The following is a 23,993-nucleotide window of genomic DNA, read 5'->3' as shown; positions in this document are numbered from 1 at the left end:
ATCAAGGAACCGTCATGGAAGTCAAACTCGACAAACAATACCCGCTGGATGTGGACGCGGCACGGGCCTGGGCCCTGCTGACCGACCTGAAGGCGACTGCCAACTGCATGCCCGGTGCCGAAATCACCGAGCAGCTGTCCGAGACCTCGTTCAAGGGCGGCGTCAAGGTCAAGGTCGGCCCGGCTGTGGCCCAGTTTGGCGGCACCGTGGACGTGATCGAAGCCGTGGCCGCCGAGCGCAAGATGGTCTTGCGCGGCAAGGGTGCCGACAAGGGCGGCTCGTCCGCCTCGATGGACCTGACCGCGATCATCACCGCCGACCCGGCCAATCCGGCGCATTGCATATTGAACGGCCAAGCGGCGGTGATCGTGAACGGCAAGTTCGCGCAATTTGGCGGCCGCATGATGGTGCAAGTGTCCGACATGCTGCTGGCGCAGTTTGTTGAGAACTTCCGCCAGACCGCGCTGACCTTGCCTGCGGCTGAGGGCTCGCCCACTGCTGCTGCACAGGTTGCTGGATCTGCTGCTGCATCGGTTGGCGACGCTGCAGCACCTGCTGCGCCCAAGGCACCCGTGGTGGCCCGCGAGATCAACGGCCTGGCCATCTTCTGGGCGCTGGTCAAGAGCTGGTTTGGTGGCCTGCTGGGCAAGAAGGCCTGAGCATGACCACGCCAGACCAACCCGGACAACCCGCAGCTGAGGAGCGCTTGCTGCGCGAGCGGCTGCAGCGTGCGGGTTATCTGGCCGATGCAGACCTGGCCACCACCGTGTGGCTGGCGTCTGCCTTGCAGCGCCCGTTGTTGCTCGAAGGCGACGCGGGCGTGGGCAAAACCGCGCTGGCCACTGCGCTGGCGCAATCGCAAAATGCCACCCTGGTGCGTCTGCAATGCTTTGAAGGACTGGACCTGGCGCAAGCCGCTTACGAGTGGAACTACGGCCGCCAGTTGATGGCGATCCGCATGAGCGAATCGGACAAAGACGCGGCTGGCCGTGTGCGCGAGTCCGACGTGTTCAGCCGCGACTATTTGCTCGAGCGCCCCTTGCTGCGCGCCATCAGCCAGCAAGGCCCGTGCGTGCTGCTGATCGACGAGATCGACCGCGCCGACGAAGCCTTTGAAGCCTTTTTGCTCGAAGTGCTGGCCGAATACCAGATCACCGTGCCCGAGATCGGCACCATCCGCGCCTCGCACATTCCGCAGGTCATTTTGACCAGCAACGGCACGCGCGAGTTGTCAGACGCGCTGCGCCGCCGCTGCCTGTACCACTACCTCGATTACCCGACGCTGGCGCGAGAGATCGCCATCGTCAAAGCCGCCTTGCCCCAGGTCGACACCCGCCTGGTCGAAGACGCTGTGCAGTTCGTGCAGCGCCTGCGCCGCGAAGACCTGGCCAAGATCCCCGGCATCGCTGAAACCCTGGACTGGGTGAAAGCCCTCTTTCAGATGCGCCACACCCAGCTGCCCGAAGACATGTCGGCCGTGCTGGGCACTTTGGGTTGCCTGCTCAAGACCCGCGAAGACCGCTTTGTGATGGGCCCCGACCGCCTGCGCCAATTGGTCGAAGGTCGCCGCACGGTGGGTGTGGCCGAAAACGCCAACGAGCAGGCCAAGGCGACAACATGAGCCACCGGCCCCATCCCCCTGTAGGAGCCCACCCCGTGGGCGATTGGGCGTTGCACACGCCCACGAAACCATCGCCCAGCGTGTGGGTGCCTGCGGCAAAGAACGCGGCTGTATGACCCACGACCTGGCGGCACCGCCCCCTCCAGCGCAGGCCACCGCGCCCTCTGAGCGTCTGGCGGGTTTTGCCGCGCTGCTGCGCGAACACGGCCTGACGGTGGGCGTGGCCGAACAACAAGCCATGTTGCAAGCAGCCCAGTTGTTTGGCCCGCTGCACGAGCGCCCCTTGCAAGCGGCCTGGCGTGCGATTGCCTGCCACAGCCACCGCGAATGGCAGCTGTGGGCCGATGTGTACGAGCGCTTTTGGCACCCCGAAAAACTGCGTGGCGGCGTCAAGGTCAGCGGCCAGACCCGGCCCAGCCGCAACCTGCGCCAAAGCGTGCAGGCCCTGCACGACCAAATGGACGCTGCCCAACAGCCCGCCAGCCAACCCGGCCAGAATGCCGCACCCCAAACCGCAGGTGACTCGGCATCGAGCCAGTTGGATGAACAAGACAACGGCACGCCCCGCGCCCAAGGCGGTGCCAGCCGCACCGAAGCCCTGCACCAGCGCGATGGCCAGATGTGGATGCCGCAAGAGCTGAGCGCCCTGCAACAACTGGCCTGCCAGATCACCGCCAAATTGCAGCCGCACCCCACCCGCCGCTGGCGTGTGGCCCCACGCGGGCAGCGGCTGGATTTGCGCCAGACCCTGCGCCGCAGCGTGGCCTGGGGTGGCGAGCTGATGCAACCGGCCTGGAAAGTCAAACGCGAGGAGCCGCCGCGCCTGTTCATCCTGGCCGATGTGAGCCGCTCGATGGAATCACACGCCGCGCTGTTCTTGCGCGTGGCCCGCGCTTTTGCGCTCGAGGCCGATGCCCGGGTGTTTGTGTTTCACACCCGCCTGGCCGAAGTCACACCCTACATGCACCGCGACACGCCCGCTATTCAGGAAAAAGTGAACGCCGTGACGGCGGGCTTTGGCGGTGGCACCCGCATCGCCGCCAGCTTGCAAGAGTTTGCCCGCCAGCACGCCCGCGCCCAGCTCAACCGGGGCGCACGCGTGTGGGTGTTCTCGGATGGCTTTGACACCGACGGGCCGGACCTGCTCGATGCCGCCTTGCAGGAAGTGCGCGCACGCGGTGCCCGCATCACCTGGTTTCACCCCACGCGACAGGTGCCCGCAGCGGGTGCCTTGCAGCGCGCCCGCAGCCGCATTGAGCGTTTTGTGCCGCTGGCCAGCCTGGCTGATTTGGTCGCTGCCCGACACGTTTTGCATTGAATTTGAGCCTTGAAGGAGTCCCCCATGAACCGCAACGAATGGATCACCCAGGCTGCCCGCCTGCAAAGCGCGGACCTGCCCTTTGCCTTGGTCACGGTCTTGAGCGCCCAAGCCCCCACCTCGGGCAAGGCGGGCGACAAAGCGGTCGTCACGCCCGATGGCCAGATTCATGGCTGGATCGGCGGCGGTTGCGCCCAACCGGCGGTCATCAAGACCGTGCGCCGTGCTTTGCTGGACGGCCAGCCGCGCAAGATCCGCATTGCACCGTCCGACGAAAGCGCCGAGCGCGACCTGGGCGATGTGCTCGAATTCGGCATGGCCTGCCACTCGGGCGGCACGCTGGAGCTGTTCATCGACCCGGTCATGCCCAGCGCCACCTTGACGGTGGTGGGCGACTCGCCCGTGGCGCGTGCGCTGGTGGGTCTGGCCCCCCGTGTGGGCCTGCGCGTGGCGGTGGTGGCGCAGGGCGCGCAGGCGGCGGATTTTCCGGATGCCGACACCGTGCTGGACAGCGACGACGCGGCTGGCGTGAGCGCCCGCTTGGCATCGCCCTTTGTGGTCGTGGCCACCCAAGGCCGCCGCGATGTGCAGGGCCTCAAAGCGGCGCTGGCCTTGCAGCCGCAAGGCCTGTGGTTTGTGGCCAGTGCGCGCAAGGCAGGGGTGCTGCTGGAGAGCCTGGTCGCCAGTGGCGAAGACCCGGCGGCGGTGGCCCGCATCGTGGCCCCGGCCGGCGAGTTCATTGGCGCGCAGACGCCCGAAGAAATTGCTTTGTCGGTGCTGACCTCGGTGGTGGCGGCCCGGCGTGGGCGTGAGACTTTGGTGCCTCAGGTTCAGGCTGCTGTGACTGCGTCCATGGCTTCTTCCGCGTTGACATCAGATGTTGCAACTTCCCTTGCCGAATCGTCATCTTGCTGTTCGACAACTGGGGCCAGCGAGCCCAAGGAGGCCGCAAGCGCTAAACCCGTCGCGCCGGTGGCGGCCAGCTCTTGCTGCGGTGGGTCCAAAAAGGCCGCAGCGACAGCCGCAGCAACGGCGTCCGACGCTGTCGCCGTCCCGGCTTTGACTGCCGAGCCTGCGCTGGCCACTGCCACTGTGGCAGCATCGGCCAAATCATCTTGCTGTGGAGGCTGATCATGGGTTGCATTCTCAAAGGCGGTGGGGGCTTGTACAGCCGCGTCACCGTGGGCGCGGTGTTGTTGGCGGCGGGTTCGGGCTCGCGCATGGGGCACCGCCCCAAAAGCCTGCTGGAGTTGGGCGGCGTGCCGCTGATTCGTCGGCAACTGATCGCGCTGTCGGGCGCGGGGGTGGACGAAGTCGTGGTGGTGCTGGGCCATTACGCTGACCGCATTGAAGAAGCCGTGAAAGAATTCCCGGTCACGCTGGTGCGCAACCCCGATCCGGATGCCGGTCAAATTTCATCGTTGCGTTTGGGCTTGCAGGCCCTGTCGGCCAAGCTCGATGCGGTGCTGGTGGCGCTGGCCGACCAGCCGCTGATCAACTCACAAGACATCAACGACTTGATCGGGGCCTACAAAAAGCGGCCGGAGGGCGCGCAAGTGGTGCAGCCCACGGTCGATGGTCTGCCGGGCAATCCGGTCATGTTCAGCACCGAAGTGCGCGACCAGATTTTGGCGGGCGCAGCCAACGTGGGCTGCCGCCAATGGCAGTCTGCCAACCCTGAGCAAGTGCACGCCTGGGTGAGCACCAACAACCGCTACCGCACCGATGTGGACACGCTCGAAGACATCGAGGCGCTGGCCGCACGCACCGGGCACCGGCTCAAGTGGCCGGCGGATTTGATGGTCACTGCCTGATAAGGCGCAACACCACCATGCTCCAACCCGACCCGCTCCACCAGTTGTGGCACACGCCCATCGGCGTGCACCGCTTTGCGCAAGCCGATGCGGTCAACGAGGTGTTGGTGCGGGTGTTTCAGACGATGCGCGCCACCGACCCGGCCGTGTCGGGTGCGCCCAAAGCTTTCTACGCCAGCCGCGACGATTTGCTGCAACGCATTCGCCTGGCCGAGTGGGAACAGCTGGTGCGCTTCATCGTGGACAGCGTGCGCCAGACGGTGGTGCTGGCCAACCAGGGCGCTTGGCCCGAGGCCAAGCCGGGTTTTCAGATCGCGCTGCGCGGCATCTGGTTTCAGGTTTCCAGCCAAGGCAGCCACCACGACGTGCACACGCACGGCAACTGTTCGTGGTCGGGTGTGTACTGCCTGCAGGTTGATCCGCCCGAGCAGCGCCGCCAGCACCCGGTGCTGGGCGCGGCCAATGGCGTGACGCGTTTTTATGGCCCGCACTTCAACCGGCTGGGCGGCGCGGCCATGGACTTTGGCAACGCCTATTTGCAAAACGCGCACCTCGACATCGAACCGGTGCCGGGCCAGTTGGTGGTCTTCCCTTCGTGGTTGGCGCACCAGGCCATGCCCTACCACGGCACGGCCGACCGGGTGATCGTGTCTTTCAATGTCAGCGTGCACGCCGCAGGCGGCTCGGACCAGTTGCACGGGTATGCGCATGTCTGAAGCCACTGCCCGCCCTGGCCTCAACGGTGCATGGTTGGCGCATGCAGGCGAAGTCGCGCAATGGACGGTGTTGCTGCTGGGCTGGCTGTGGCTGGGTGAGCAAGGCATGCGCCTGGGCTGGTCGGTGGCCAGCGGCGTGTTGGCGGTGGCCGTGTGGTGGGCTGCGCGCATCGTCTGCCGGGGCAGTGGCTGGGCCTTTCAAAGTGCCTCGTCCGTGATGGGCGCGTGTGGCTTGTTGACTGCTTGCGGCGTGTGGCTGCCTGAGCTGTTGGCCCGCCCGGCTGCGGCCCATGCGGGCTTGCTGGTGCTGGCTGTGGTGTGGGGCCTGTGGAGTGCCTTGATCGAAACACGCACCCAGGTCAGCACCTTTCAAATGGGCCGCGTGGCTTGGCACCCCTTGGTGGCTGCCGGGCTGGTGAGCGGGGCCTGGCGCATGCCGGGCAGCGACACTGCTGCCCCTTGGGGCGTCAGTCTGCTGTTGGCACTGTGCGCCGCACTTGTGTATGTGCGAGACCGGCACCGCAACGGGCGGGCGTCTGCATGTCGCGGCCAGCGAGCCGGGCTTCAGACCTGGCTGGCCCCTTCGGCCATGGGCTTGATGATGGGCACCTTGTGGCTAGGGAATGTTTGGTGTGCAGGGCTGGGCTGGAGCACGGAGCAAATGGTGGCCGTGCATCTGGCCCTGATGGCTGGCTTGCCGACACTCATTGGGCTTGTGCTTCGCGGCGCAAGCCGGTTTTCAGAGTCTTCGGAGCCCTTGTCGTCAGACCAGTTGACCCATGCCAGCTTGGGCTTGCTGTGTCTGGGCGCGATCATGGGCCTGGGCAACAGCGCCGCGAGCAGTGTGCTGGCCATGCTGCTGCCTTCGCTGGGCTGGGCGGTGCATTGCAACCGCCACCGCTCACCCGTCGGCGGCGCCCTCATGCGGTCTTACGCCACTCGCGGCATGGCGTTGCTGATGGGGCCGGTGCTGCTGGTGGGTGTGGGTCTAGCCAGTCCTTTGCAAGGTCCGGTGGCGGTGCAGTTGGCTTTGGCTGTGCTGGGTGCGTTGGCAGCGTGGCAAGCGTCCGCCTTGTGGTGGCGTACCCATACGCGGTGGCGTCAGTCAGCCCTGCTGGCGATACAGCGTTGAGGCTGCGCAGCGACTCGCTGGCAGAACAAGCGCCCACCTTCACCAGCTTGCCGACCTGACCTCTGAGCTCACAAGTAGGGGCGCGCCCAATCCAAGCCCCGCGAAGTGCCCCCTGCCGTGGCGTCCGCCGGGTTGTACTCGCAGCCGATCCAGCCGTCCCAGCCGCATTCGGCGCTCACTTTGTCGATGGTCTGGAAGATGTTCGTCCAGTTCAACTCGCCTGTGCCCGGCTCGTTGCGACCCGGCACATCGGCAATCTGGAAGTGCCCCACGCGGCCCGTGGGCAGGTACTGGGCGATCTTGGTGCTCAAGTCACCTTCCACCACCTGGCAATGGAACAGGTCCATCTGCACTTTCACGTTGTCTGCACCCACCGCCTGCACGATGCGGTGCGCGTGGTCTTGCCGGTTCAGGTGAAAGCCCGGCACGCTGCGCGTGTTGATCGGCTCGATCAGCACATCGCGTCCGTCTTGTGCGGCCAGGGCTGCGGCCCATTTCAGGTTGTTGATCAGGGTGTTGTCGGCTGCCTCCACCGATGCGCCATCGGCACGCAAGCCCACCATGGCGTGAATGCGTGGGCAGTCCAGTGCTTGGGCATAGACCAATGCGGCTTCAAAGCCCGCACGGAACTCCGCCTCACGGCCCGGCACACTGGCCGTGCCCCGGCTGCCTTGCGTCCAGGCGGCGTTGAAGCTGTCGGTGTCGGTGCCCCCGGAGGGCGTGTTGAAGAGCACTTGTTGCAAGCCATTGGCCTTCAAACGGGCCGCCAACTCGGCGGCAGGAAAGGCATACGGAAACAAATACTCCACTGCCTTGAAGCCATCATTGGCCGCCGCATCGAGGCGCTCCAAAAACGGCAGGTCGGGGTACATCATGGACAGGTTGGCGGCAAAGCGGGGCATGGATTTCTTTCGATGTTCAATGGGTTCGATCGCGGCGAGGGCGCCACTCCTACAGGGTCACCAGCGCGCACCAAAGGTCTGGCGCAGCTCGTCCAGCTCAATGGTTTGCAGGGGCGGGGTCTCGGGTGCCAGCTGCATCAGGCGGGCGGTTTCTTCGAGTTCTTCGAGTGTGGCCATGGCCGCTGCGGGCGAGTCATGCCACACATTGGGGCCCAGGCGGGGCAGCATCACGGCGCGGATCGGCGTGCCTTGCGCGGCATGGCTGCGGATCAGATCGGCCACTTCCTCGGCCGCATCCGGGCTGCCCGGGCGGTGGTAATTCGCCAGCGGCACATGACCGACTTTCATCACAAAGTAGGGCGTGATCGGCGGCAGCAATTCAGGCCCGTGGGCATTGAGGCTGAGCGCCACGCAGTGCGTGCTGTGGGTGTGGATCACGCAGCGCGTGTTGGCATCGCTCTCGCAAGCGGCGGCGTAAATCTGGCGGTGCAAGGTGATGGTTTTGCTGCCCTTGTCACCGCTGACTTGCTGGCCTTGCAGGTCCAGCTTGGCCAGACGCACCGGGTCCAAAAAGCCCAGACACGCGTCGGTGGGTGTGATCAAAAAACCATCATGAAGTCGCACGCTGATGTTGCCCGCCGTGGCATGGACATAGCCGCGCTCAAACAGGCTGCGGCCGACACGGCAGATCTCTTCGCGGGCTTGGGATTCATTCATGCGAGGTCTCCAGAGGGCATGGATTCATTGTAGGAGCCCCGCCCTCGGGGTGAATGTCTGTGGGCTGCGGACGCACCTTCGCGGCGGGGGCGCCGCTCCTACAGGGGGCATGGGTCATGGCAAGGCGGCAAAAGCTTTGGTGAAAAAGTCTTCGGTGCCAAAGTTGCCGGACTTGAGCGTGATGTGCACCCCGCCGCTGCTTGAAGGCGCATGGCACCACGGCACGCCCGGGTCGATTTGTGGGCCGATTTGCAGCTGCGCAATGCCCAGCGCCTGCACACAAGCACCCGAAGTTTCGCCGCCTGCCACCACCAATTGCTGCACGCCCAGGTCCACCAGGCCACGGGCCACAGACGCGAGCGCGTGCTCGACCAAAGCGCCCGCTTCGGCCACGCCCAGCTGCGCTTGCACGGCTTTGACGGCCTCGGGCTCGGCGGTGGAATAGACCAGCACCGGGCCGCCCTTGAGCAGCGGCGCGGCCCAGGTCAGCACCTGGTGCACCACGGCATCGGTTTGCCCATGCATCAGGCTGGCGGGGTTGATCGCCAGTGCGGGCCGACCGGTGGCTTTGAAGTGCGCCACCTGTGCATTGGTGGCCAGCGAGCAGCTGCCCGAGACCACCGCTTGCAAGCCACGGGCCGCAGGCAAGTGACTGGCTTGCAGCGAGGGCTTGAGGCCAAAGTTGGCGGGCAGACCAATGGCCACGCCCGAGCCTGCGGTCACCAGCTTCATGTCTTTCAAAGCCGGGCCCAGCAGCAACAAGTCGTCGTTGCTGGTCGCGTCCACCACCGCCACGCCGACCCCTTCGGTGCGCAGAGCGGCGATGCGCTCGCGAATGACCGCTTCACCTTGCGCGACGGTCTTGTAATCGATCAAACCCACCTTCCGCGTGGTTTGTGCTTGCATCACACGCACCAGGTTCGCGTCGGTCATGGGCGTGAGCGGGTGGTTCTGCATGCCGCTTTCGTTCAGCAGCACGTTGCCCGCAAACAAATAGCCCTTGAACACGGTGCGGCCGTTGTCCGGAAAAGCCGGGGTCGCGATGGTGAAGTCGCATCCCAGCGCGTCCATCAGCGCCTCGGTCACCGGGCCGATGTTGCCCTCGGGCGTGCTGTCAAAAGTGGAGCAGTATTTGAAATAGATTTGCTCTGCACCTTGTGCCTGCAGCCACTTCAAGGCGTCCAGCGATTGCGCGATGGCTTCGGCAGCCGGGATGGTGCGCGACTTGAGCGCCACCACCACTGCATGAACGTCCGCTGCCAGCGGCGATGTCGGCACACCGATGGTCTGTACCACCCGCATGCCCGAGCGCACCAGGTTGTTGGCCAGGTCGGTGGCGCCGGTGAAGTCGTCGGCAATGCATCCGAGTTTCAGCTTGCTCATGCTTTGCCCTTCGGCAACTCAATGCCCGGGAAAATTTTGATCACCGCGCTGTCGTCTTCCTTGGCATAGCCTGCGGTGCTGGCCTGCATGAACATCTGGTGTGCGGTGCTCGACAGCGGCAGCGGGAACTTGCTGGCACGCGCCATGTCGAGCACGATGCCCAAATCCTTCACAAAAATATCCACAGCTGACAGCGGCGTGTAATCGGCCGCCAGCACATGGGCCATGCGGTTTTCAAACATCCAGCTGTTGCCTGCGCTGTTCGTGATCACCTCGTACAAAGCTGCGGCGTCCACGCCTTCGCGCAGGCCCAGCGCCATGGCTTCGGCGGCCGCTGCAATGTGCACGCCAGCCAGCAGCTGGTTGATGATCTTGACCTTGCTGCCCGCGCCTGCGCTGTCGCCCAACTTGTAGACCTTGGCGGCCATGGCGTTCAAAAACGGCTCGGCCAGCGCATAGGCCTCGGGTTGGCCCGCGGTCATCATGGTCATCTGGCCAGAGGCGGCCTTGGCGGCGCCCCCTGAGATGGGCGCATCCACATAGCGCAGGCCCATGGCTTGCAGGCGCGCTTCCAAAGCCACCGACCAGTTGGGGTCCACGGTGGAGCACATCACGAACACGCTGCCGGGCTTCATGTTGGCGGCACAACCGGGGGTGGTGCCATCGCCAAACAGCACGCTCTCGGTCTGCGCGGCATTGACCACCACCGACACGATCACATCACACGCCGCGCCCAGCGAGGCCAGGGTGTCGTGTGCCACGCCGCCATCTGCAGCAAACGCGGCCGCCACCTCGCGGCGCACATCGAATACATGCACTTCATGCCCCGCCCGGCGCAAAGACTGCGCCATGCCCGAGCCCATGGCCCCCAAACCGATCAAACCCACTGTTGTCATGATGCCTACCCGCTGAATTGATCAGGTCATCATACAAATTATTGGAGGCGGCGGGTTCAGGATAAACCCTTTTATGGCTGCTGATTCTGAGTGCTGATCCACCAGACGGCGCAGAGTGGGCTGACGATAAACTGCCCCTGTGTGCACCAATTTCACGCCAACCCAACGCGCCCCATGGGTCAAGGAAAAGCTCGCCGTAGACCTGCCTGCGGGCTACCCCGAAGAGTCTTACCCCGGCTTCGCCTCGCCCATCGTGGTCAAGAGCCACCAGACGGGGCGGGTTGCTTGCGGTCTGGCCCGCTTTGGCCTGATCCCGGCATGGGCCAAGGACGACAAGATCAGTCGGCACACCTATAACGCCCGCAGCGAGACCGCCGCCGAGAAACCCAGCTACCGCAGCGCATGGCGTCAACGCCAATATGGCCTGGTGCTGGTCGACAACTTTTATGAGCCCAGCTACGCGTCCGGCAAGGCCGTGCGCTGGAAGATCGCGCTGGCCAGCGGTGACCCGTTTGGCATCGCCTGCCTGTGGGACCGCTGGACCGACCCCGCATCGGGTGAACTGGTGGTGAGTTGTTCCATGCTCACGGTCAATGCCGACGAGCACCCGGTGATGAAGCAGTTTCACAAGCCCGGCGATGAAAAACGCACCCCCGTCGTCATCGCCCCCGAGCTGCACGATGACTGGCTCAGCGCGGATGTGGCCCAGGCCAGCGAATTGATGAGCTGGCAGCACATGCCTGAACTGGTGGCTTGCCCAGCGCCAAGGACCTGATACCAAAGCGCGCTTGCCGAGGGGGATATGGGCACTTGAAAGGCTGTTTATTTATACAGTATATTCAGGCCATGCCCACGCCTACCGAATCGTCACTTTCCCCTGTTTTTGTGCCAGACACCCCAGTCTGGCTGGATGTTTGCACCTGGAAGGTGGCGGCAGGTTTCCCATCGCCGGCAGCCGACCACACGCGCAAACGCATTGACCTGAACGAGCACCTGATTCGCAACAAGGAAGCCACCTTCGTCTTCCGGGTCAAGGGTGAATCGATGAGCGGGATTGGCATCTATGAGGGCGACGAGCTGCTGGTCGACCGTTCCATCGAAGCCAAACACGGCAACATCGTGTTGGCGGTGTTGAACAACGACTACACCGTCAAGCGCCTGTACCGCCGGGGTGGTGTGGTCAAGCTGATCGCAGAAAACCCGCTGTACCCGCCCATCGTGGTCAAGGATGGCGAGGAATTGGTGATCTGGGGTGTGGTGACGCGCAACCTGCACAAGCTGTACTGAAGCCATGGCCCCGCCGAAGGTGCAAGCGCTGGCGCTTGTGGATTGCAACAACTTCTACGTCAGTTGCGAGCGGATTTTCAGGCCCGACTTGACGCATGTGCCGATGGTGGTGTTGTCGAACAACGACGGTTGCGTGGTGTCCCGCTCCAACGAGGCCAAAGCCTTGGGCGTGAGGATGGGTGCCCCCTGGTTCGAGTGCAAGGCACTGGCCGAGCAGCACGGCATTCTGGCCATGAGCAGCAACTACGCCTTGTACGCCGACATGTCGAACCGGGTCATGAACATCCTGAGCGAGTTTTCTCCTCGGTGCGAGGTGTATTCGATCGACGAATGCTTTGTCGATTTGACAGGCACGCCCAAGCTGCGCGATGTCAGCTATGCCATGCGCGAACGCATTGGCATGTGGACGGGCATGCCGGTGTGCGTGGGCATTGGACCCACCAAGACGCTGGCCAAACTCGCCAACCATGTGGCCAAGAAGCACCCCCGCTCCAAAGGGGTCTTCAACTACAACGCCTTGAGCGGCGAGCAAAAAACACAGTTGCTTGAACACATTCCCGTTGAAGAAGTCTGGGGCGTCGGCCACCAACTCACACAGAAGCTGGCCATGCATGGTGTGCACACCGTGCAAGATCTGCGCGTGGCCCATGTGCCCACCCTGCGGGCCGCGTTTGGCGTGCTGATGGAAAAGACCCAGCGCGAGTTGCAGGAAGTGCCCTGCATTGAACTGCAAGAAATCCAACCCGTGCGACAGCAGATCATTTCCAGCCGATCGTTCGGCGGCATGGTCACCGAGTTGGCCGTGCTCAAGGACGCCCTTTCAACTTTCGTGGCCAACGCCTGCGCCAAGCTGCGTGCACAAAACAGTCACGCTGCGGTAATTCAGGTCTTCCTGCAAACCAACCGGTTTCGCAAAGACCTGCCGCAGTACATGCCCAGCCTTGCCGTGCCACTGCCGTATCCCACCAACGATAGCCTGGAGGTCAACCGCTGGGCCGACTACCTGTGCGAGCGGATGTTCAAAGAGGGCTACCAGTACAAAAAGGCAGGGATCATGCTCAGCGAGATCAGCCCTGTCACGCACAGGCAAGGTGACTTGCTGGAACCTGAGACCACCAGCAACATCAAACTGATGCAGGCGCTCGACAACCTGAACCAGCGCTATGGGCGCGGGACGGTGAAGGTGTCAACCCAAGGAGCGTTCAAAGAATGGCAAATGCTTCAGGAAAGCAAGTCACCGAACTACACCACTTGCTGGCATGAGATGCCAGTCGTTTGAGATTAACAAATTTGGAAACGCTCACCTGGCAAGCGAATCAAGGGGGGCTTTTAGTCAAGAAAAATGCTGATCTATTTGCCATCAGGCCGTCGTTGATCCAGTGGCGCAGGTCCAAGCGCAACACCTGTTCGCCAAACGAAATGCCCAAGGCAATGCCCAGCATCTGCCCACAGGCCGCCACCCACGGCGAGTTGGCCCACGCGAGCGCCACCATGGCTCAACCCAGCAGCACCAGGCTACCGCAGGCCTGCCGTTGGGCAAACAGCTGGAATGGCCGCACCATGTGATCCCCTGAGCGCTCAGGAATCATTCGCACCGCTTGTCGCGATCCCTGTGCGCCGATGAAGATGGCCAGGGGGCCATCGAGGTGCTGGCCCAGCGCGACGCGCGGCATGTGCGGGGCATCGCGCTGACGCCCACCCAAGGCGTCTTCGGCAACACCATCGACCGCGGGTCGACGCTGTATGGGGTGCAGGGCGTGGCACCCCCAGTGGCACCGCACGCCTGAACCAGTGGGTTCGGCAGCGAACAGACCGACGGTCGTCAGGGCGCTACCTTGACCCATCCTTCGCTTCCTGGAATGTGCATGCCGAACACGAACGCCGCCATCTACGACGACATCGTCCGGGAGCTGGCGCCTACCGTAAACGAGCCCGACGAGGCAACGATCACCATCGTCTGCAAGCTGCTCAACCGGCTGGACGGATCAGCCGCACGCGGCAGCATCTCCATGAGTCCTTTGGCAAGCACCCCCCCTGAAGAAGCGCGGGCCATCGCGAGCACGGGGCAGGCCAGGGACAAGAGGCTGAGTCACCTGCAGACATGGGGGGACGAAGCGGCATGAACAGCCCAGACGCCGTCCCCCATTCTTCGCCAGCACCGGCCCCTGCCAAGCTGGGTCTGGGTCTGCTGGTGGCGCTGGTGGTTGGCTCCATCATCGGCAGCGGCATCTTCGGCCTGCCACAGAACATGGCGGCGGGCGCCGGAGCGGGCGCCATTCTGATCGGCTGGACCGTCACTGGCATCGGCATGCTGCTGTTGGTGCGCGTGTACCAAATGTTGTCGCTGCGCAAGCCCGAACTTGACAACGGCGTCTACGCCTACGCCCGTGCGCTGTCGGGCGAGTACGTGGGCTTCAATTCGGCCTGGGGCTACTGGGTCAGTGCCTGGATTGGCAACGTCGGCTACCTGGTGGTGGCCTTCGGTGCGCTGGGCTACTTCTTCCCGGTGTTCGGTACCGGCAATTCGCCCGCGGCTATCGTCGGCGCTTCGGTGGTGCTGTGGGGCATCCATTTCATGGTGCTGCGCGGCATCCAGGGCGCTGCGGTGCTGAACGCGGTGGTCACCGCGGCCAAGATCGTGCCGCTGCTGCTGTTCATCGTGCTGGTGGCCATGGCCTTCCAGATCGACACCTTCCGCCTCGACTTCTGGGGTGATGCAAAGCTCGGCTCGGTGCTTGACCAAGTCAAGAGCACGATGCTGGTGACGGTGTGGGTGTTCATCGGCATCGAAGGCGCCAGCGTGTATTCAGCGCGGGCCAGGCAGCGCGAGGACGTGGGTCGCGCCACCGCCATCGGTTTCCTGATCTGCCTGCTGCTGCTGATGTCCGTGTCGCTGCTGTCGCTGGGCGTGTTCAATCAGCCCGCATTGGCCGGACTGAAGAACCCGTCGATGGCCGGTGTGCTGGAAAGTGCCGTCGGCACCTGGGGCGCGGTGCTGATCTACGTCGGCCTGATCGTCTCGGTGGGCGGTGGCTTCTTGGCCTGGATGCTGCTGGCTGCCGAGTCGCTGTTCACGCCGGCCAGCGGCGGTGTCATGCCCAAGTGGCTGGCGCAACCCAACAGCAAAGGCGTACCCGCCAATGCGTTGTGGCTGACCAATGGCATGGTGCAGCTCTTCCTGTTGCTGACGCTGTTCTCCAAGGCATCGTACTTGGCGCTGATCTCGCTGGCGACGGCGATGATCCTGCTGCCGTATCTGTTCAGCGCAGCCTATGGTCTTTCGCTGGCTTGGCGGGGTGAGGGCGCCCAGACGGCCCGCCGTCGCAGCGACACGCCCGTCGCTGCACTGGCCACGCTGTACTGTGTGTGGCTGCTGTACGCCGCAGGCTTCAAGTATTTGCTGCTGAGCGCTTTGCTCTACGCACCGGGCGCGCTGCTGTACGCCTGGGCCAAGCGACAGCGCCACGAGCGTGTGTTCACGGGCTGGGAGTGGTCGATCCTGGCCGCGCTGTTGGCGCTCGCGGGCGTGGCGGCCACGCTGCTGGCCACCGGAAAGTTGGGGCTGTGAGCGATCCCATCATTCAAGCCTGCCGATGGCCCATCCCATGACTTTGGGCCTGCATTCCGAAGTCGGCCGTTTGCGCCGCGTGCTGGTGTGTCGACCCGGTCTGGCACAGCGGCGCCTGACGCCTGCCAACTGCCATGAACTGCTGTTTGACGACGTCATGTGGGTGTCTCAGGCGCGCAACGACCATGACGCTTTCACCAATGCGATGGTCAACCGCGGTGTTGAGGTCCTTGAACTGCACGATCTGCTGGCCACTGTCGTGGCCGACCCGGTGGCCCGCACCTGGCTGCTCGACCGCAAACTCGACCCGGGCACTGTGGATAACGAACTGGCGTTGCAGCTGCGCCCCTGGCTGGAAAGCCTGCCGCCCATGCACCTTGCCGAGCACCTGATCGGTGGTCTGGCCCGCGCCGAACTGCCGTTTGAGCCCGAGGGTCTGCTGGCACGGTTTTCCACGGCCACCGATTTCCTGTTGCCGCCCCTGCCCAACACACTGTTCAGCCGCGACAGCAGTTGCTGGATCGGTGAAGGCGTGGTGCTGTGCCCGATGTACTGGCCCGCGCGTCGGCAAGAGACCTTACTGACGGCCGCCGTTTACCGCTTTCACCCGCTGTTCGCTGGCAAGGTCACCACCTGGTGGGGAGACCCCGACGAAGACCACGGCGGCGCGACACTGGAAGGCGGCGACGTGATGCCGCTCGGCCAAGGCGTGGTGCTGGTGGGCATGGGCGAGCGCACCTCGCCGCTGGCCGTGAGCCAGCTGGCGCGCGCGCTGTTTTTGCGTGGGGCCGCCACCCGCGTGCTGGCCGCACAGATACCCAAATCGCGCGGCGCCATGCACCTGGACACCGTGTTCACCTTCTGCGATGTGGACCTCGTGACGAGCTTCCCGGAAATGGTGGACGCCATCCGCGTGCACAGCCTGCGGCCCGGCGAGCGCGAGGGCAGTCTGGACGTGCGCACGGAGACAGGATCTTTTCTCGAGGTCGTAGCCTCTGCACTGAACCTGCCGAAGCTGCACGCGGTGGCCACTGGCGGCGACGCCTGGCAAGCCGAACGCGAACAATGGGACGACGGCAACAACCTGCTGGCGCTGGCGCCTGGGGTGGTGATCGGCTATGCGCGCAACACGCACACCAACACCTTGCTGCGCAAGGCCGGTGTCGAAGTGATCACCGTCTCGGGCTCCGAACTCGGCCGCGGCCGCGGCGGCAGCCGCTGCATGTCGTGCCCGATCGAGCGCGACGCGCTCTGATCTTCCATCCCCTGACGAAAGTGCCTCATGAGTTTCAACCTTCATAACCGCAGTCTGTTGGCGCTGAAGGACTTTGCGCCCGATGACATTCGCTTCCTGCTCGACCTGGCGGCTGAGCTCAAGCGCTCGAAGGAGGTGGGCAACGAACTGCCACGCTTGAAAGGCAAGAACATTGTGCTGATCTTCGAGAAGCCCTCGACACGCACGCGCTGCGCCTTCGAGGTGGCCGTGCACGATCAAGGTGGGCATGTGACCTACCTGGATGCCGCCGGTTCCCAGCTGGGCCACAAGGAATCGCTGAAGGACACGGCCCGCGTGCTCGGGCGTTACTACGACGGCATCGAATACCGGGGTTTCCACCAAAGTGTGGTCGAGGAGCTGGCGCGCTTTGCCAAGGTGCCCGTGTGGAACGGGCTGACGGACGAAGCACACCCGACGCAGATCCTGGCCGACCTGATGACGATGCAGGAGTTCGGCGAGAAACCGTTGCACGATCTGAGCTTTTGCTATCTGGGCGATGCCAGCTTCAACATGGGCAGCTCGCTGCTGGTCGGCGGCACACAGATGGGTATGGATGTTCGCATCTGCTCGCCCGCCGCGCTGCAGCCGCCGCCTGAGCTGGTGGCACAGATGCGCGAATTGGCCCGCAGCACTGGCGCACGCATCACGCTGGAGACCGATCCGCTCAAAGCCGTGGTCGGTGCAGATTTTCTCTACACCGACGTCTGGGTGTCGATGGGCGAAGACGAATCGGTGTGGCAGCAGCGCATCAAACAACTGCTCCCCTACCAGGTGACGAGCACCTTGATGCAGGCCACTGGCAAGCCGCGCACGCGGTTCATGCACTGCCTGCCAGCCTTTCACAGCCTGGACACCGAAGTCGGTCGCGAGGTGCATGCGAAGTATGGTTTGAGCGAAATCGAGGTCACCGATGAGGTGTTCGAGTCTGACGCCTCGATCGTCTTCACGCAGGCCGAAAACCGCATGCACACCATCAAGGCCCTGTTGGTGGCCACGCTCGGATGAGCGCGAGCGGAGCACGGTCATGAAAGTGGTCGTCGCCCTGGGCGGCAATGCGCTGTTGCGGCGCGACCAGCTGCCCACGGCCGACAACCAGTTGGAGAACATCCGCACAGCGGCCGCGCAGCTGGCCAGGGTTGCCCTACAGCACGACTTGGTGCTAACGCATGGCAACGGCCCGCAGGTGGGTCTGTTGGCGCTTCAGGCCGCCGCCTACGTGAAGGTCGAGGCCTATCCACTGGACGTGCTGGGTGCACAGACCGACGGCATGATCGGCTACTTGCTGGAGCAGGAACTGGCCAACCGGCTGCCGACCACGCGCACAGTGACGACGCTCATCACGCGGGTAGAAGTCGACCCTCAGGACTCGGCATTTCAGCATCCGACCAAACCGATCGGACCGGTGTACTCGAAGGCCGATTCTGAGCGCGTGGCTGCAAACAAAGGCTGGGTCATGGCACCGGACGGCGAAGCCTTCCGACGCGTTGTCGCTTCGCCGCTGCCGGTGCGAGTGCTCGGCTTGCAGGCGATACGCTGGTTGCTGGAGCACGGCGCGCTCGTCATCGCGGCGGGTGGTGGGGGCATTCCGGTTGCGCGCACCGGCGAGGGGGGCGATCAGGGTCTGCAGGGGGTTTCAGCCGTGATCGACAAAGACCTCTGCACCAGCCTGCTCGCGCGTGAATTGCAGGCCGACGTTCTGGTCATCGCCACCGATGTGCCAGCGGTCTACCTCGATTGGGGCCAGCCCACTCAACGCGCCATCGGCCAGGTGACGCCGCAGGCCTTGGCCGGGCACGATTTCGCAGCAGGTTCAATGGCACCGAAGGTGGAGGCGGCATGCGCCTTCGTGCTGGCCACGGGCCGGCGCGCCGTGATCGGATCACTCGATCGCATCGAGGACATGCTCGCGGGCAGTGCGGGCACCCAGGTCTGCCTGGCATCGGCCGGTGGTGCCGACACGCTGTGATGCCCGCCGACTGGCCCGCCGCGTGGTGGGGATTGTTCAAGCAAGTGACCAACGCGTGGGTCGACGACTATGTGCCGAGCATGGGCGCTGCGCTGGCCTACTACACGATGTTTTCGCTGGCACCGCTGTTGCTGATCGTGGTGTCGGTGGCTGGTCTGGTGTTCGGTGAGGACGCCGCGCGAGGTGAGATCCAGGCGCAGCTCAAGGACCTGATGGGCGATGTCGGTGCGGGCGCCGTTCAGGGCCTGCTGGCCAGCGTGCGTGAACCCGCTGAGGGCTTGACGGCCACCGCCGTTGGACTGGTGCTGCTGGTCGTCGGGGCCACCACTGTGTTCGCCGAACTGCAAGATGCGCTCGACCGCATCTGGGGCGTGCCGGGGCGCTTGCGAAAGAGCGGCTGGCTCACGCTCGTTCGCGCTCGCCTGATGGCATTCGGCATGATCCTCGCGTTGGGATTTCTGCTCATCGTGTCGCTGGTCACCAGTGCCATGATCGCTGCCATGGGCCGACGCCTCCATCCCGTCTTTGGCGGCTGGCAAGCCTTTGTGGAGGCGAGCAATGCGATCGGTGGCTTCTTGCTCGTGGCCATCATGTTCGGCCTGATCTACAAGGTCATGCCGCGCCAACGTGTGCTGGTATCCGATGTCTGGCTCGGCGCTTTGATCGCGGCCTTGCTGTTCAGCGGCGGCAAGTTCCTGATTGGCGCCTACATCGGCCGCAGCGGTGTGGCCTCGGGTTTCGGCGCGGCCGGCTCGCTCGTGGTGGTGCTGCTGTGGGTCTACTTTTCAGCACAGATCCTGTTGGTTGGCGCCGAGTTCACCTGCGCTTACGCTCGGACTTTCGGTTCGCACAAGACGACAGACACCTGAACCGCCACACCTCGTCAGGTATTGGCGCATCGAAAGTGGCTCAGTATCAAAGCGAAGCTGGCTTGTCGACCAAGGCTCAACGAGCATTGACGATTCAATCCCCTGGCCTCTAACAGCCATTTGATGATGAGCTGCAGGAGGTACGGGGGCGTGTCGCAGTCAAGGTGCGTCTGCGGCATGTGCACGAGCGCTGAAGCCAAGTCCGATTTCTGCCGTTGCGATGGCTCAGGTCAAACCAGTCGTTGTTCCTGAGACCGAATCTGGTCTGGCATGCACCGGACGAGCGACCGTTATGAGGGGTTGAGCAGGGCGGCAGTATCACTGCCATGTTTCAAGCCACTGCCTGAATTCACTGGGCCGCAGGCGGTAACGGGCCATATTGCCTTCGTGAAGATGGAGCAGCTGCGTTTCCACGACCTCAATAAAACGGGGCCGATGCAGAGCCTCCATTTGTTGAGCAACTTGCTGAATGTGGTGCACAGCTTGTGCCTTGTTCATTTTTTGGCGCACCACATGGGCGACAACTTCGGCAATCTTTTCCCGGTATTGCAAACGGAAAGGGTCAGGATCGCCCAAGGACTGACGCACTGCTGAATATCGGGCGCACGAGCGCTTGTAAGCCCAGACGAACACATCGCGCAGCAACTCGGTGCGATGGCGTTCGTAAACGCCCAACAAGGCGCTGATGTACAAGGACTGCGGAACGTCGACAAATGACAGCGGGCACAGATTGCGCTTGATCAAGGGAATATTGGCCGCCAAACGAGATACACGTTTGTTGACGATCACAAACGGTTGCAAATAAGGCAAATGCACCATCACAAAAAATGCCTGCTCAAACGGGTCACGGATCGCCGCTGCAGTGTCCAGCACCTGGTCAAAACATTCCTCGATGCGTTGCGGGCCTTTCAGCGGTAGAAAAGTGGTTTATCCAATACCCACCGGAATTGAACGCAAACGACCACTGGCAGTCGGATCGTCCAGCAAGTTGTCGCTGAGCAACGCGTGCAGATTCAACAGGGTGTAACGGTTGAAGTCGATGTCATTTGAAGCATCGATCAAAAACTCAATGGCCCCCTTGTGATTGAGGATCATCTGCGCCTCCAAGGCATTTTTGCCCGTGGCGGCCTCGCCCGCTGAAATCAAGCGCTCGGTTTCGAGCAAAGAATAAGTGTTGCCTTCCAAGCGGCTAGAGTTCCACGACAGGTCAATCAACAAGCGATCGGCCAGTTGCCTGGCGTAAGTGCCAGCGGGTTCATGGCCACCCAAGACCTGCCCTTGCAAGAGCAGTTCATCACGAATGTCCTGGCTCAGGTAGGCCGTTTCGTTGGGCCGAAAGCTGTCCAGAAAGGGTGATGACATCCTCCACAGCTTGGTATGCGTGCATCAAAGGGGCGTTGGCCATGTGGGCTCCTGTCGCGATATTTAAATTGCGACATTTGTACCTGAAAAATGTCGCAATACTGTTATCGCGACATTAAGGTGACGTCGAATGGGTTTGAGGAAGTATGGCGTCAGCCAATCCGCCTGCACCCTGGAGCGCATCGCCCAAGCCACGCACCGCAGCATGGAAAAAGCCAAAAGCGACCCGATTTTGCCCAAGGCGCGGCGGGCGCAGATGGCGCAGGCTTGGGAGTTGGGGTATGGGAATGCGGGGTGGGGTTTGAAGCCGTGTGGTCGTTTGACTTTGGCGAGGCAATGGCGGATTAGGCTGGGTGCGGCCAGTCGGGTTGGTCCGCCCGATGTCGGCGTTTACCGATACCTGACATTGACCGATGCGCTCGGCTAGGAACCGCTGTTGGCGAAAACAGACAAGGTGAAGGAGCTCAAGCCGCTAAAGGTTGAATTCAGCCCTAACATCAGCCTCAAACTGAACGCCCTTGCTCGCTCCCGTGATCGTCTTGTTCGCACCATCTCTCTTGGACAAGAACGCGGCGCGGATTGTACGGAGCAACTTGACTTCATCGGATGGCATCCATGATGGAAGTTTGCGCCAAGTGGTCGCCCATCGGACAATAAGCTCCTCAAATAGCTCGGTATTGGCAGCCTGCACCAATGCTGTACACACGCTGCCAGCAGCCTGCAGTTCGGCATAACCTAACTTCACCTTAAGGGGAATCGCGCTCCTTTTTAGGCCCAATTTGAGCGCGTTCTTTCCGGCTACGATGTGACCAGAATGGACGACAGCATGCCGCAACTCGCACAGTTTGTCGTACTCATTTAGCATTGATGCGAAGGTGCCATTGGTACGAACTTGATAGCAGGTGAAGTTCTGTACTGCCTTTCGAATGCTCTCAGCACTTGAGAATGCATGGAATTCGAAAGCGGAGCGATTTTGTAGCGAGCCTTCCGCCCAGAGCATTGAGCCAAGCTGGACTTTTTCGCCCGAAGAATGTGCTTGTGAAACAGGGCAGATTGTTAATGCGAACCCAAGAATGTCTCTGAAATAATTTTCGGTCGAAGATATAAGACCAACAAACAGAAGTCCCACAACGTCATCGCCATATGTGGCTATGAAAGTTGGATCAACTTTTGTGAGCGAGGTGCTTGTGGACGCATAAAAATCGTCGATAGCCGATGGACGCTTACCTGTCATCGGAGTTACCAGAGAATTTGTGTCAGGGCAGGTAACTCTGCCTATGGACATGCAAGCTGAAGTCCTCCAAGTCATTCAACAAACTCCTCCGCCAATGCCACGATCCTTGCTGCCCAATAGCGACCGATTCGATCGACCCCAAGCAGAGCCCTATGCTCTTGGTCATATAGGATGTCTTTTATCTTTCGAATCGAAGACTGTTCCTTGATTTTTTCAATTCGCGTCTTCGTGAGCGGTAACTTGTCGACATCCGCATTCATAAGGGCCAAATACGTCGAGGGGGTTGTTAAGGGCGTGCCGCACCTAGCGCAAAATTTAGCGTCCTCGAACAGTCGCGGGGTTTGACACGCACTGCAAGGCGGAAGCGATAGAGCAAACGGATCCGTCAACGCACCAGTGATACTTGCCGCCTTCGTGCGCGTGAATTCGTGGGCGTTCCGCTTCGAAAATGCGGCAACATACTCAGAAACACTCACCGATTTTGAGCCGATTAAAGCGTTGGCATCAACTAACGCTGCATAGTGCAGAGTGAAGATCTGAAACCGCCCCTTCTCGCCTCGACTCACGAGCTCGTCCTTCGGAATGCAAAGACCAGCATATTGAAACAGCGAGAAAACCTTCGACAACTCATGGGTGAGCTCATCTGTGGCCAAGGCGATCGAAACACTCTGTCGTTCCGTTGGCTTTCCTTTGTTGTATGCCTTCACCAGCGCCACAGAGTTTGTAAGGATCAATTCCCCTGTATCTATGAAGCTACTGTAAACAGGGAGCTTGGCAGAAAGAGACGTGAACAGTTTCTTGGTGTTCGAGAATGACTGCTTGATCGTTCTGAGCACATCTGTTCGATTCAGATTGATCCCAACAAGCTCGCCATCCTTCTCGATAGCTAGTTCTTGAAGCATGTTTAATAGAGTCCGAGGCACTCCGAATGAAGCAAAGCTGAGTAGGTCTAGCGACTCTGAGCTAGAGATGGTCGCAGCAAGTGCGGGCGGAAAGCGCGTTGTGACGAATTTCCGCATGAACCCGAGATATTCGACCCTTTCTGGCTTGATCCAAACATCGATCTGCTCTGCATCATGACCGACGTGAAAAGATGACGAGTAGTTAGTTACACCGGGATAGACGGCGGCCTTAGGGGCGATGTACTGGGATTTGATTTGTCTGAAAAAATCGAAGAAATCTCGCTGTTGGTCCACAGAGAATGCGTGAGCAGCGTCGTCTAGCAGCAGCACGCACCTAGAGCGATTTAGCTTTTCCGCAGCCCTAAGCAGATCTTCTTCTAGTGTGATGACTGACAGAGGGCGGAGGCTAACCTGCGACGCATTAGACATCTCCAGCAATGAGGCAGCTTTACTAGCCTCCTCCTGAGATATGGATAACTCAAGGGAGCTTCCCAAGCGTCTCAAGGTGTCGTATACCCCAAGGTAAAGCTTCAACAGTACCCACTGGTTGAACCAGTAAGTGCCGTTTGTTCCGCTCTTGTAGAGAGGCTCGATAGACAGAGAGCGCTTGTAGTTTACGTAAACAGGAAAGGCGGCGTCCGAGCTCGATAGCATCGAGTGAAAGCCTTTTAGCATGAGGGTGGTCTTACCGCACCCACGTGGGCCTGAGATTAACTTCGCTCCCCCTTGAGTCAGTTTACGGAGAATCTTGCTTTCGTCTGGGTGCTGCGCATGCCATTCATTGAAGGATTCATCCTCCAGATACTCTGCTTGTTCGACAAAGACTTGTTCGAGTGACATTGGAATTCAATTAAATTTGGCTACTTCAGCATGGTAGCGCTGAATTGCAGGTCGGCGATTACCCCGTGAGAAGAAGTAGCGATTGCAAGTCGTTCTGTGAGCAGATGCGCACGCTCACTCCGTCATGAGTGCGTTACGTCTCCGCTAGTAAAGCGCTCCTTCCGTCCTCGCAGAAACGCAACGCCATTTA

Annotated in this window: 27 protein-coding genes; 17 read left to right on the top strand and 10 right to left on the bottom strand. The window is 62.0% G+C overall.

Features of this window, described 5'->3' with window-relative positions; genetic code table 11:
• Positions 1 to 14: 14 nt before the first annotated feature.
• The 7 genes from B9Z51_RS16000 to B9Z51_RS15970 all read left to right on the top strand — a co-directional run bounded on the left by B9Z51_RS16000 (position 15) and on the right by B9Z51_RS15970 (position 6,601).
• Complete coding sequence (locus B9Z51_RS16000; RefSeq protein WP_108376174.1) at positions 15 to 659, top strand: CoxG family protein; 645 nt, start codon at positions 15 to 17, stop codon at positions 657 to 659.
• A gap of 2 nt (positions 660 to 661) precedes the next feature.
• Positions 662 to 1,621 (top strand): MoxR family ATPase, encoded by a 960-nt coding sequence (locus tag B9Z51_RS15995; RefSeq protein WP_199227568.1) that lies wholly within the window; start codon positions 662 to 664, stop codon positions 1,619 to 1,621.
• Between the two features lie 112 nt (positions 1,622 to 1,733).
• Positions 1,734 to 2,939, top strand: coding sequence for a VWA domain-containing protein (locus B9Z51_RS15990; protein ID WP_146187791.1), 1,206 nt, complete (start codon positions 1,734 to 1,736; stop codon positions 2,937 to 2,939).
• Between the two features lie 24 nt (positions 2,940 to 2,963).
• Positions 2,964 to 4,070, top strand: coding sequence for an XdhC family protein (locus B9Z51_RS15985; RefSeq protein ID WP_108376171.1), 1,107 nt, complete (start codon positions 2,964 to 2,966; stop codon positions 4,068 to 4,070).
• 2 nt (positions 4,071 to 4,072) lie between these two features.
• On the top strand, positions 4,073 to 4,753 hold the full coding sequence (locus B9Z51_RS15980; protein ID WP_108376170.1) for an NTP transferase domain-containing protein: 681 nt from the start codon (positions 4,073 to 4,075) through the stop codon (positions 4,751 to 4,753).
• A 17-nt stretch (positions 4,754 to 4,770) separates the two neighbouring features.
• On the top strand, positions 4,771 to 5,469 hold the full coding sequence (locus B9Z51_RS15975) for a TIGR02466 family protein (protein ID WP_108376169.1): 699 nt from the start codon (positions 4,771 to 4,773) through the stop codon (positions 5,467 to 5,469).
• Positions 5,462 to 6,601, top strand: coding sequence for a hypothetical protein (locus B9Z51_RS15970; RefSeq protein WP_146187790.1), 1,140 nt, complete (start codon positions 5,462 to 5,464; stop codon positions 6,599 to 6,601). Before B9Z51_RS15975 ends, B9Z51_RS15970 begins: the two co-directional genes overlap by 8 nt.
• Before the next feature lie 68 nt (positions 6,602 to 6,669).
• On the opposite strand, the gene otnI is transcribed toward B9Z51_RS15970, so the two are convergent.
• The 4 genes from otnI to ltnD all read right to left on the bottom strand — a co-directional run bounded on the left by otnI (position 6,670) and on the right by ltnD (position 10,499).
• Positions 6,670 to 7,503, bottom strand: coding sequence for a 2-oxo-tetronate isomerase (gene otnI / locus B9Z51_RS15965; RefSeq protein WP_108376167.1), 834 nt, complete (start codon positions 7,501 to 7,503; stop codon positions 6,670 to 6,672).
• Positions 7,504 to 7,560: 57 nt separating this feature from the next.
• The gene (locus B9Z51_RS15960) at positions 7,561 to 8,220 is read right to left on the bottom strand and encodes an aldolase (RefSeq protein ID WP_108376166.1); all 660 of its coding nucleotides are present in this window, start codon (positions 8,218 to 8,220) and stop codon (positions 7,561 to 7,563) included.
• Positions 8,221 to 8,334: 114 nt separating this feature from the next.
• Positions 8,335 to 9,603, bottom strand: a complete 1,269-nt coding sequence (gene otnK / locus B9Z51_RS15955; protein WP_108376165.1) for a 3-oxo-tetronate kinase — start codon at positions 9,601 to 9,603, stop codon at positions 8,335 to 8,337.
• On the bottom strand, positions 9,600 to 10,499 hold the full coding sequence (gene ltnD, locus B9Z51_RS15950) for an L-threonate dehydrogenase (protein WP_108376164.1): 900 nt from the start codon (positions 10,497 to 10,499) through the stop codon (positions 9,600 to 9,602). The genes otnK and ltnD overlap by 4 nt, the downstream gene beginning before the upstream one ends.
• Positions 10,500 to 10,638: 139 nt before the next feature.
• Here ltnD and B9Z51_RS15945 point away from each other — a divergent pair, with 139 nt between their 5' ends.
• The 3 genes from B9Z51_RS15945 to B9Z51_RS15935 all read left to right on the top strand — a co-directional run bounded on the left by B9Z51_RS15945 (position 10,639) and on the right by B9Z51_RS15935 (position 13,065).
• Complete coding sequence (locus B9Z51_RS15945; protein ID WP_108376163.1) at positions 10,639 to 11,274, top strand: SOS response-associated peptidase; 636 nt, start codon at positions 10,639 to 10,641, stop codon at positions 11,272 to 11,274.
• A gap of 71 nt (positions 11,275 to 11,345) precedes the next feature.
• The gene (locus B9Z51_RS15940) at positions 11,346 to 11,786 is read left to right on the top strand and encodes a LexA family transcriptional regulator (protein WP_108376162.1); all 441 of its coding nucleotides are present in this window, start codon (positions 11,346 to 11,348) and stop codon (positions 11,784 to 11,786) included.
• Between the two features lie 4 nt (positions 11,787 to 11,790).
• Positions 11,791 to 13,065 carry a Y-family DNA polymerase gene (locus B9Z51_RS15935; protein WP_108376161.1) on the top strand — a complete coding sequence of 425 codons (1,275 nt, stop codon included), beginning with the start codon at positions 11,791 to 11,793 and terminating at the stop codon, positions 13,063 to 13,065.
• A 37-nt stretch (positions 13,066 to 13,102) separates the two neighbouring features.
• Here B9Z51_RS15935 and B9Z51_RS15930 read toward each other — a convergent pair whose 3' ends face one another.
• The gene (locus tag B9Z51_RS15930) at positions 13,103 to 13,279 is read right to left on the bottom strand and encodes a Na+/H+ antiporter NhaA (protein WP_108376160.1); all 177 of its coding nucleotides are present in this window, start codon (positions 13,277 to 13,279) and stop codon (positions 13,103 to 13,105) included.
• Positions 13,280 to 13,282: 3 nt separating this feature from the next.
• Positions 13,283 to 13,630 (bottom strand): hypothetical protein, encoded by a 348-nt coding sequence (locus tag B9Z51_RS18475; RefSeq protein ID WP_158272912.1) that lies wholly within the window; start codon positions 13,628 to 13,630, stop codon positions 13,283 to 13,285.
• 21 nt (positions 13,631 to 13,651) lie between these two features.
• Here B9Z51_RS18475 and B9Z51_RS15920 point away from each other — a divergent pair, with 21 nt between their 5' ends.
• From B9Z51_RS15920 to B9Z51_RS15895, 6 genes are read left to right on the top strand one after another with little or no spacing between them, the layout of a single operon-like run.
• Complete coding sequence (locus B9Z51_RS15920; protein WP_146187789.1) at positions 13,652 to 13,909, top strand: hypothetical protein; 258 nt, start codon at positions 13,652 to 13,654, stop codon at positions 13,907 to 13,909.
• Positions 13,906 to 15,354, top strand: a complete 1,449-nt coding sequence (gene arcD, locus B9Z51_RS15915; RefSeq protein WP_233255005.1) for an arginine-ornithine antiporter — start codon at positions 13,906 to 13,908, stop codon at positions 15,352 to 15,354. The genes B9Z51_RS15920 and arcD overlap by 4 nt, the downstream gene beginning before the upstream one ends.
• A gap of 37 nt (positions 15,355 to 15,391) precedes the next feature.
• On the top strand, positions 15,392 to 16,609 hold the full coding sequence (locus B9Z51_RS15910; RefSeq protein WP_108376156.1) for an arginine deiminase: 1,218 nt from the start codon (positions 15,392 to 15,394) through the stop codon (positions 16,607 to 16,609).
• Positions 16,610 to 16,636: 27 nt separating this feature from the next.
• A complete protein-coding gene (gene argF, locus B9Z51_RS15905; protein ID WP_108376155.1) occupies positions 16,637 to 17,635 on the top strand; it encodes an ornithine carbamoyltransferase in 999 nt (332 codons plus the stop codon).
• Positions 17,636 to 17,654: 19 nt separating this feature from the next.
• Complete coding sequence (gene arcC / locus B9Z51_RS15900) at positions 17,655 to 18,596, top strand: carbamate kinase (RefSeq protein WP_108376154.1); 942 nt, start codon at positions 17,655 to 17,657, stop codon at positions 18,594 to 18,596.
• Positions 18,596 to 19,465 carry a YihY/virulence factor BrkB family protein gene (locus B9Z51_RS15895; RefSeq protein ID WP_108376153.1) on the top strand — a complete coding sequence of 290 codons (870 nt, stop codon included), beginning with the start codon at positions 18,596 to 18,598 and terminating at the stop codon, positions 19,463 to 19,465. The genes arcC and B9Z51_RS15895 overlap by 1 nt, the downstream gene beginning before the upstream one ends.
• A gap of 318 nt (positions 19,466 to 19,783) precedes the next feature.
• On the opposite strand, the gene B9Z51_RS18705 is transcribed toward B9Z51_RS15895, so the two are convergent.
• The gene (locus B9Z51_RS18705; RefSeq protein ID WP_199227567.1) at positions 19,784 to 20,338 is read right to left on the bottom strand and encodes a hypothetical protein; all 555 of its coding nucleotides are present in this window, start codon (positions 20,336 to 20,338) and stop codon (positions 19,784 to 19,786) included.
• A 54-nt stretch (positions 20,339 to 20,392) separates the two neighbouring features.
• On the bottom strand, positions 20,393 to 20,827 hold the full coding sequence (locus tag B9Z51_RS18700) for a Fic family protein (protein WP_199227566.1): 435 nt from the start codon (positions 20,825 to 20,827) through the stop codon (positions 20,393 to 20,395).
• 130 nt (positions 20,828 to 20,957) lie between these two features.
• On the opposite strand from B9Z51_RS18700, the gene B9Z51_RS15885 reads away from it, so the two are divergent.
• Positions 20,958 to 21,254 (top strand): hypothetical protein, encoded by a 297-nt coding sequence (locus B9Z51_RS15885; protein ID WP_108376152.1) that lies wholly within the window; start codon positions 20,958 to 20,960, stop codon positions 21,252 to 21,254.
• Positions 21,255 to 21,299: 45 nt separating this feature from the next.
• Here B9Z51_RS15885 and B9Z51_RS15880 read toward each other — a convergent pair whose 3' ends face one another.
• On the bottom strand, positions 21,300 to 22,061 hold the full coding sequence (locus B9Z51_RS15880) for a hypothetical protein (protein WP_146187788.1): 762 nt from the start codon (positions 22,059 to 22,061) through the stop codon (positions 21,300 to 21,302).
• A 71-nt stretch (positions 22,062 to 22,132) separates the two neighbouring features.
• Positions 22,133 to 23,803 (bottom strand): hypothetical protein, encoded by a 1,671-nt coding sequence (locus B9Z51_RS15875; protein WP_108376150.1) that lies wholly within the window; start codon positions 23,801 to 23,803, stop codon positions 22,133 to 22,135.
• Between the last annotated feature and the right edge of the window lie 190 nt (positions 23,804 to 23,993).

Source organism: Limnohabitans sp. T6-5, assembly GCF_003063315.1.
Taxonomy (GTDB): domain Bacteria; phylum Pseudomonadota; class Gammaproteobacteria; order Burkholderiales; family Burkholderiaceae_C; genus Limnohabitans_A.
Note: the sequence above shows the minus strand (reverse complement) of the source record. Positions and strands in the feature narration are given on the sequence as shown.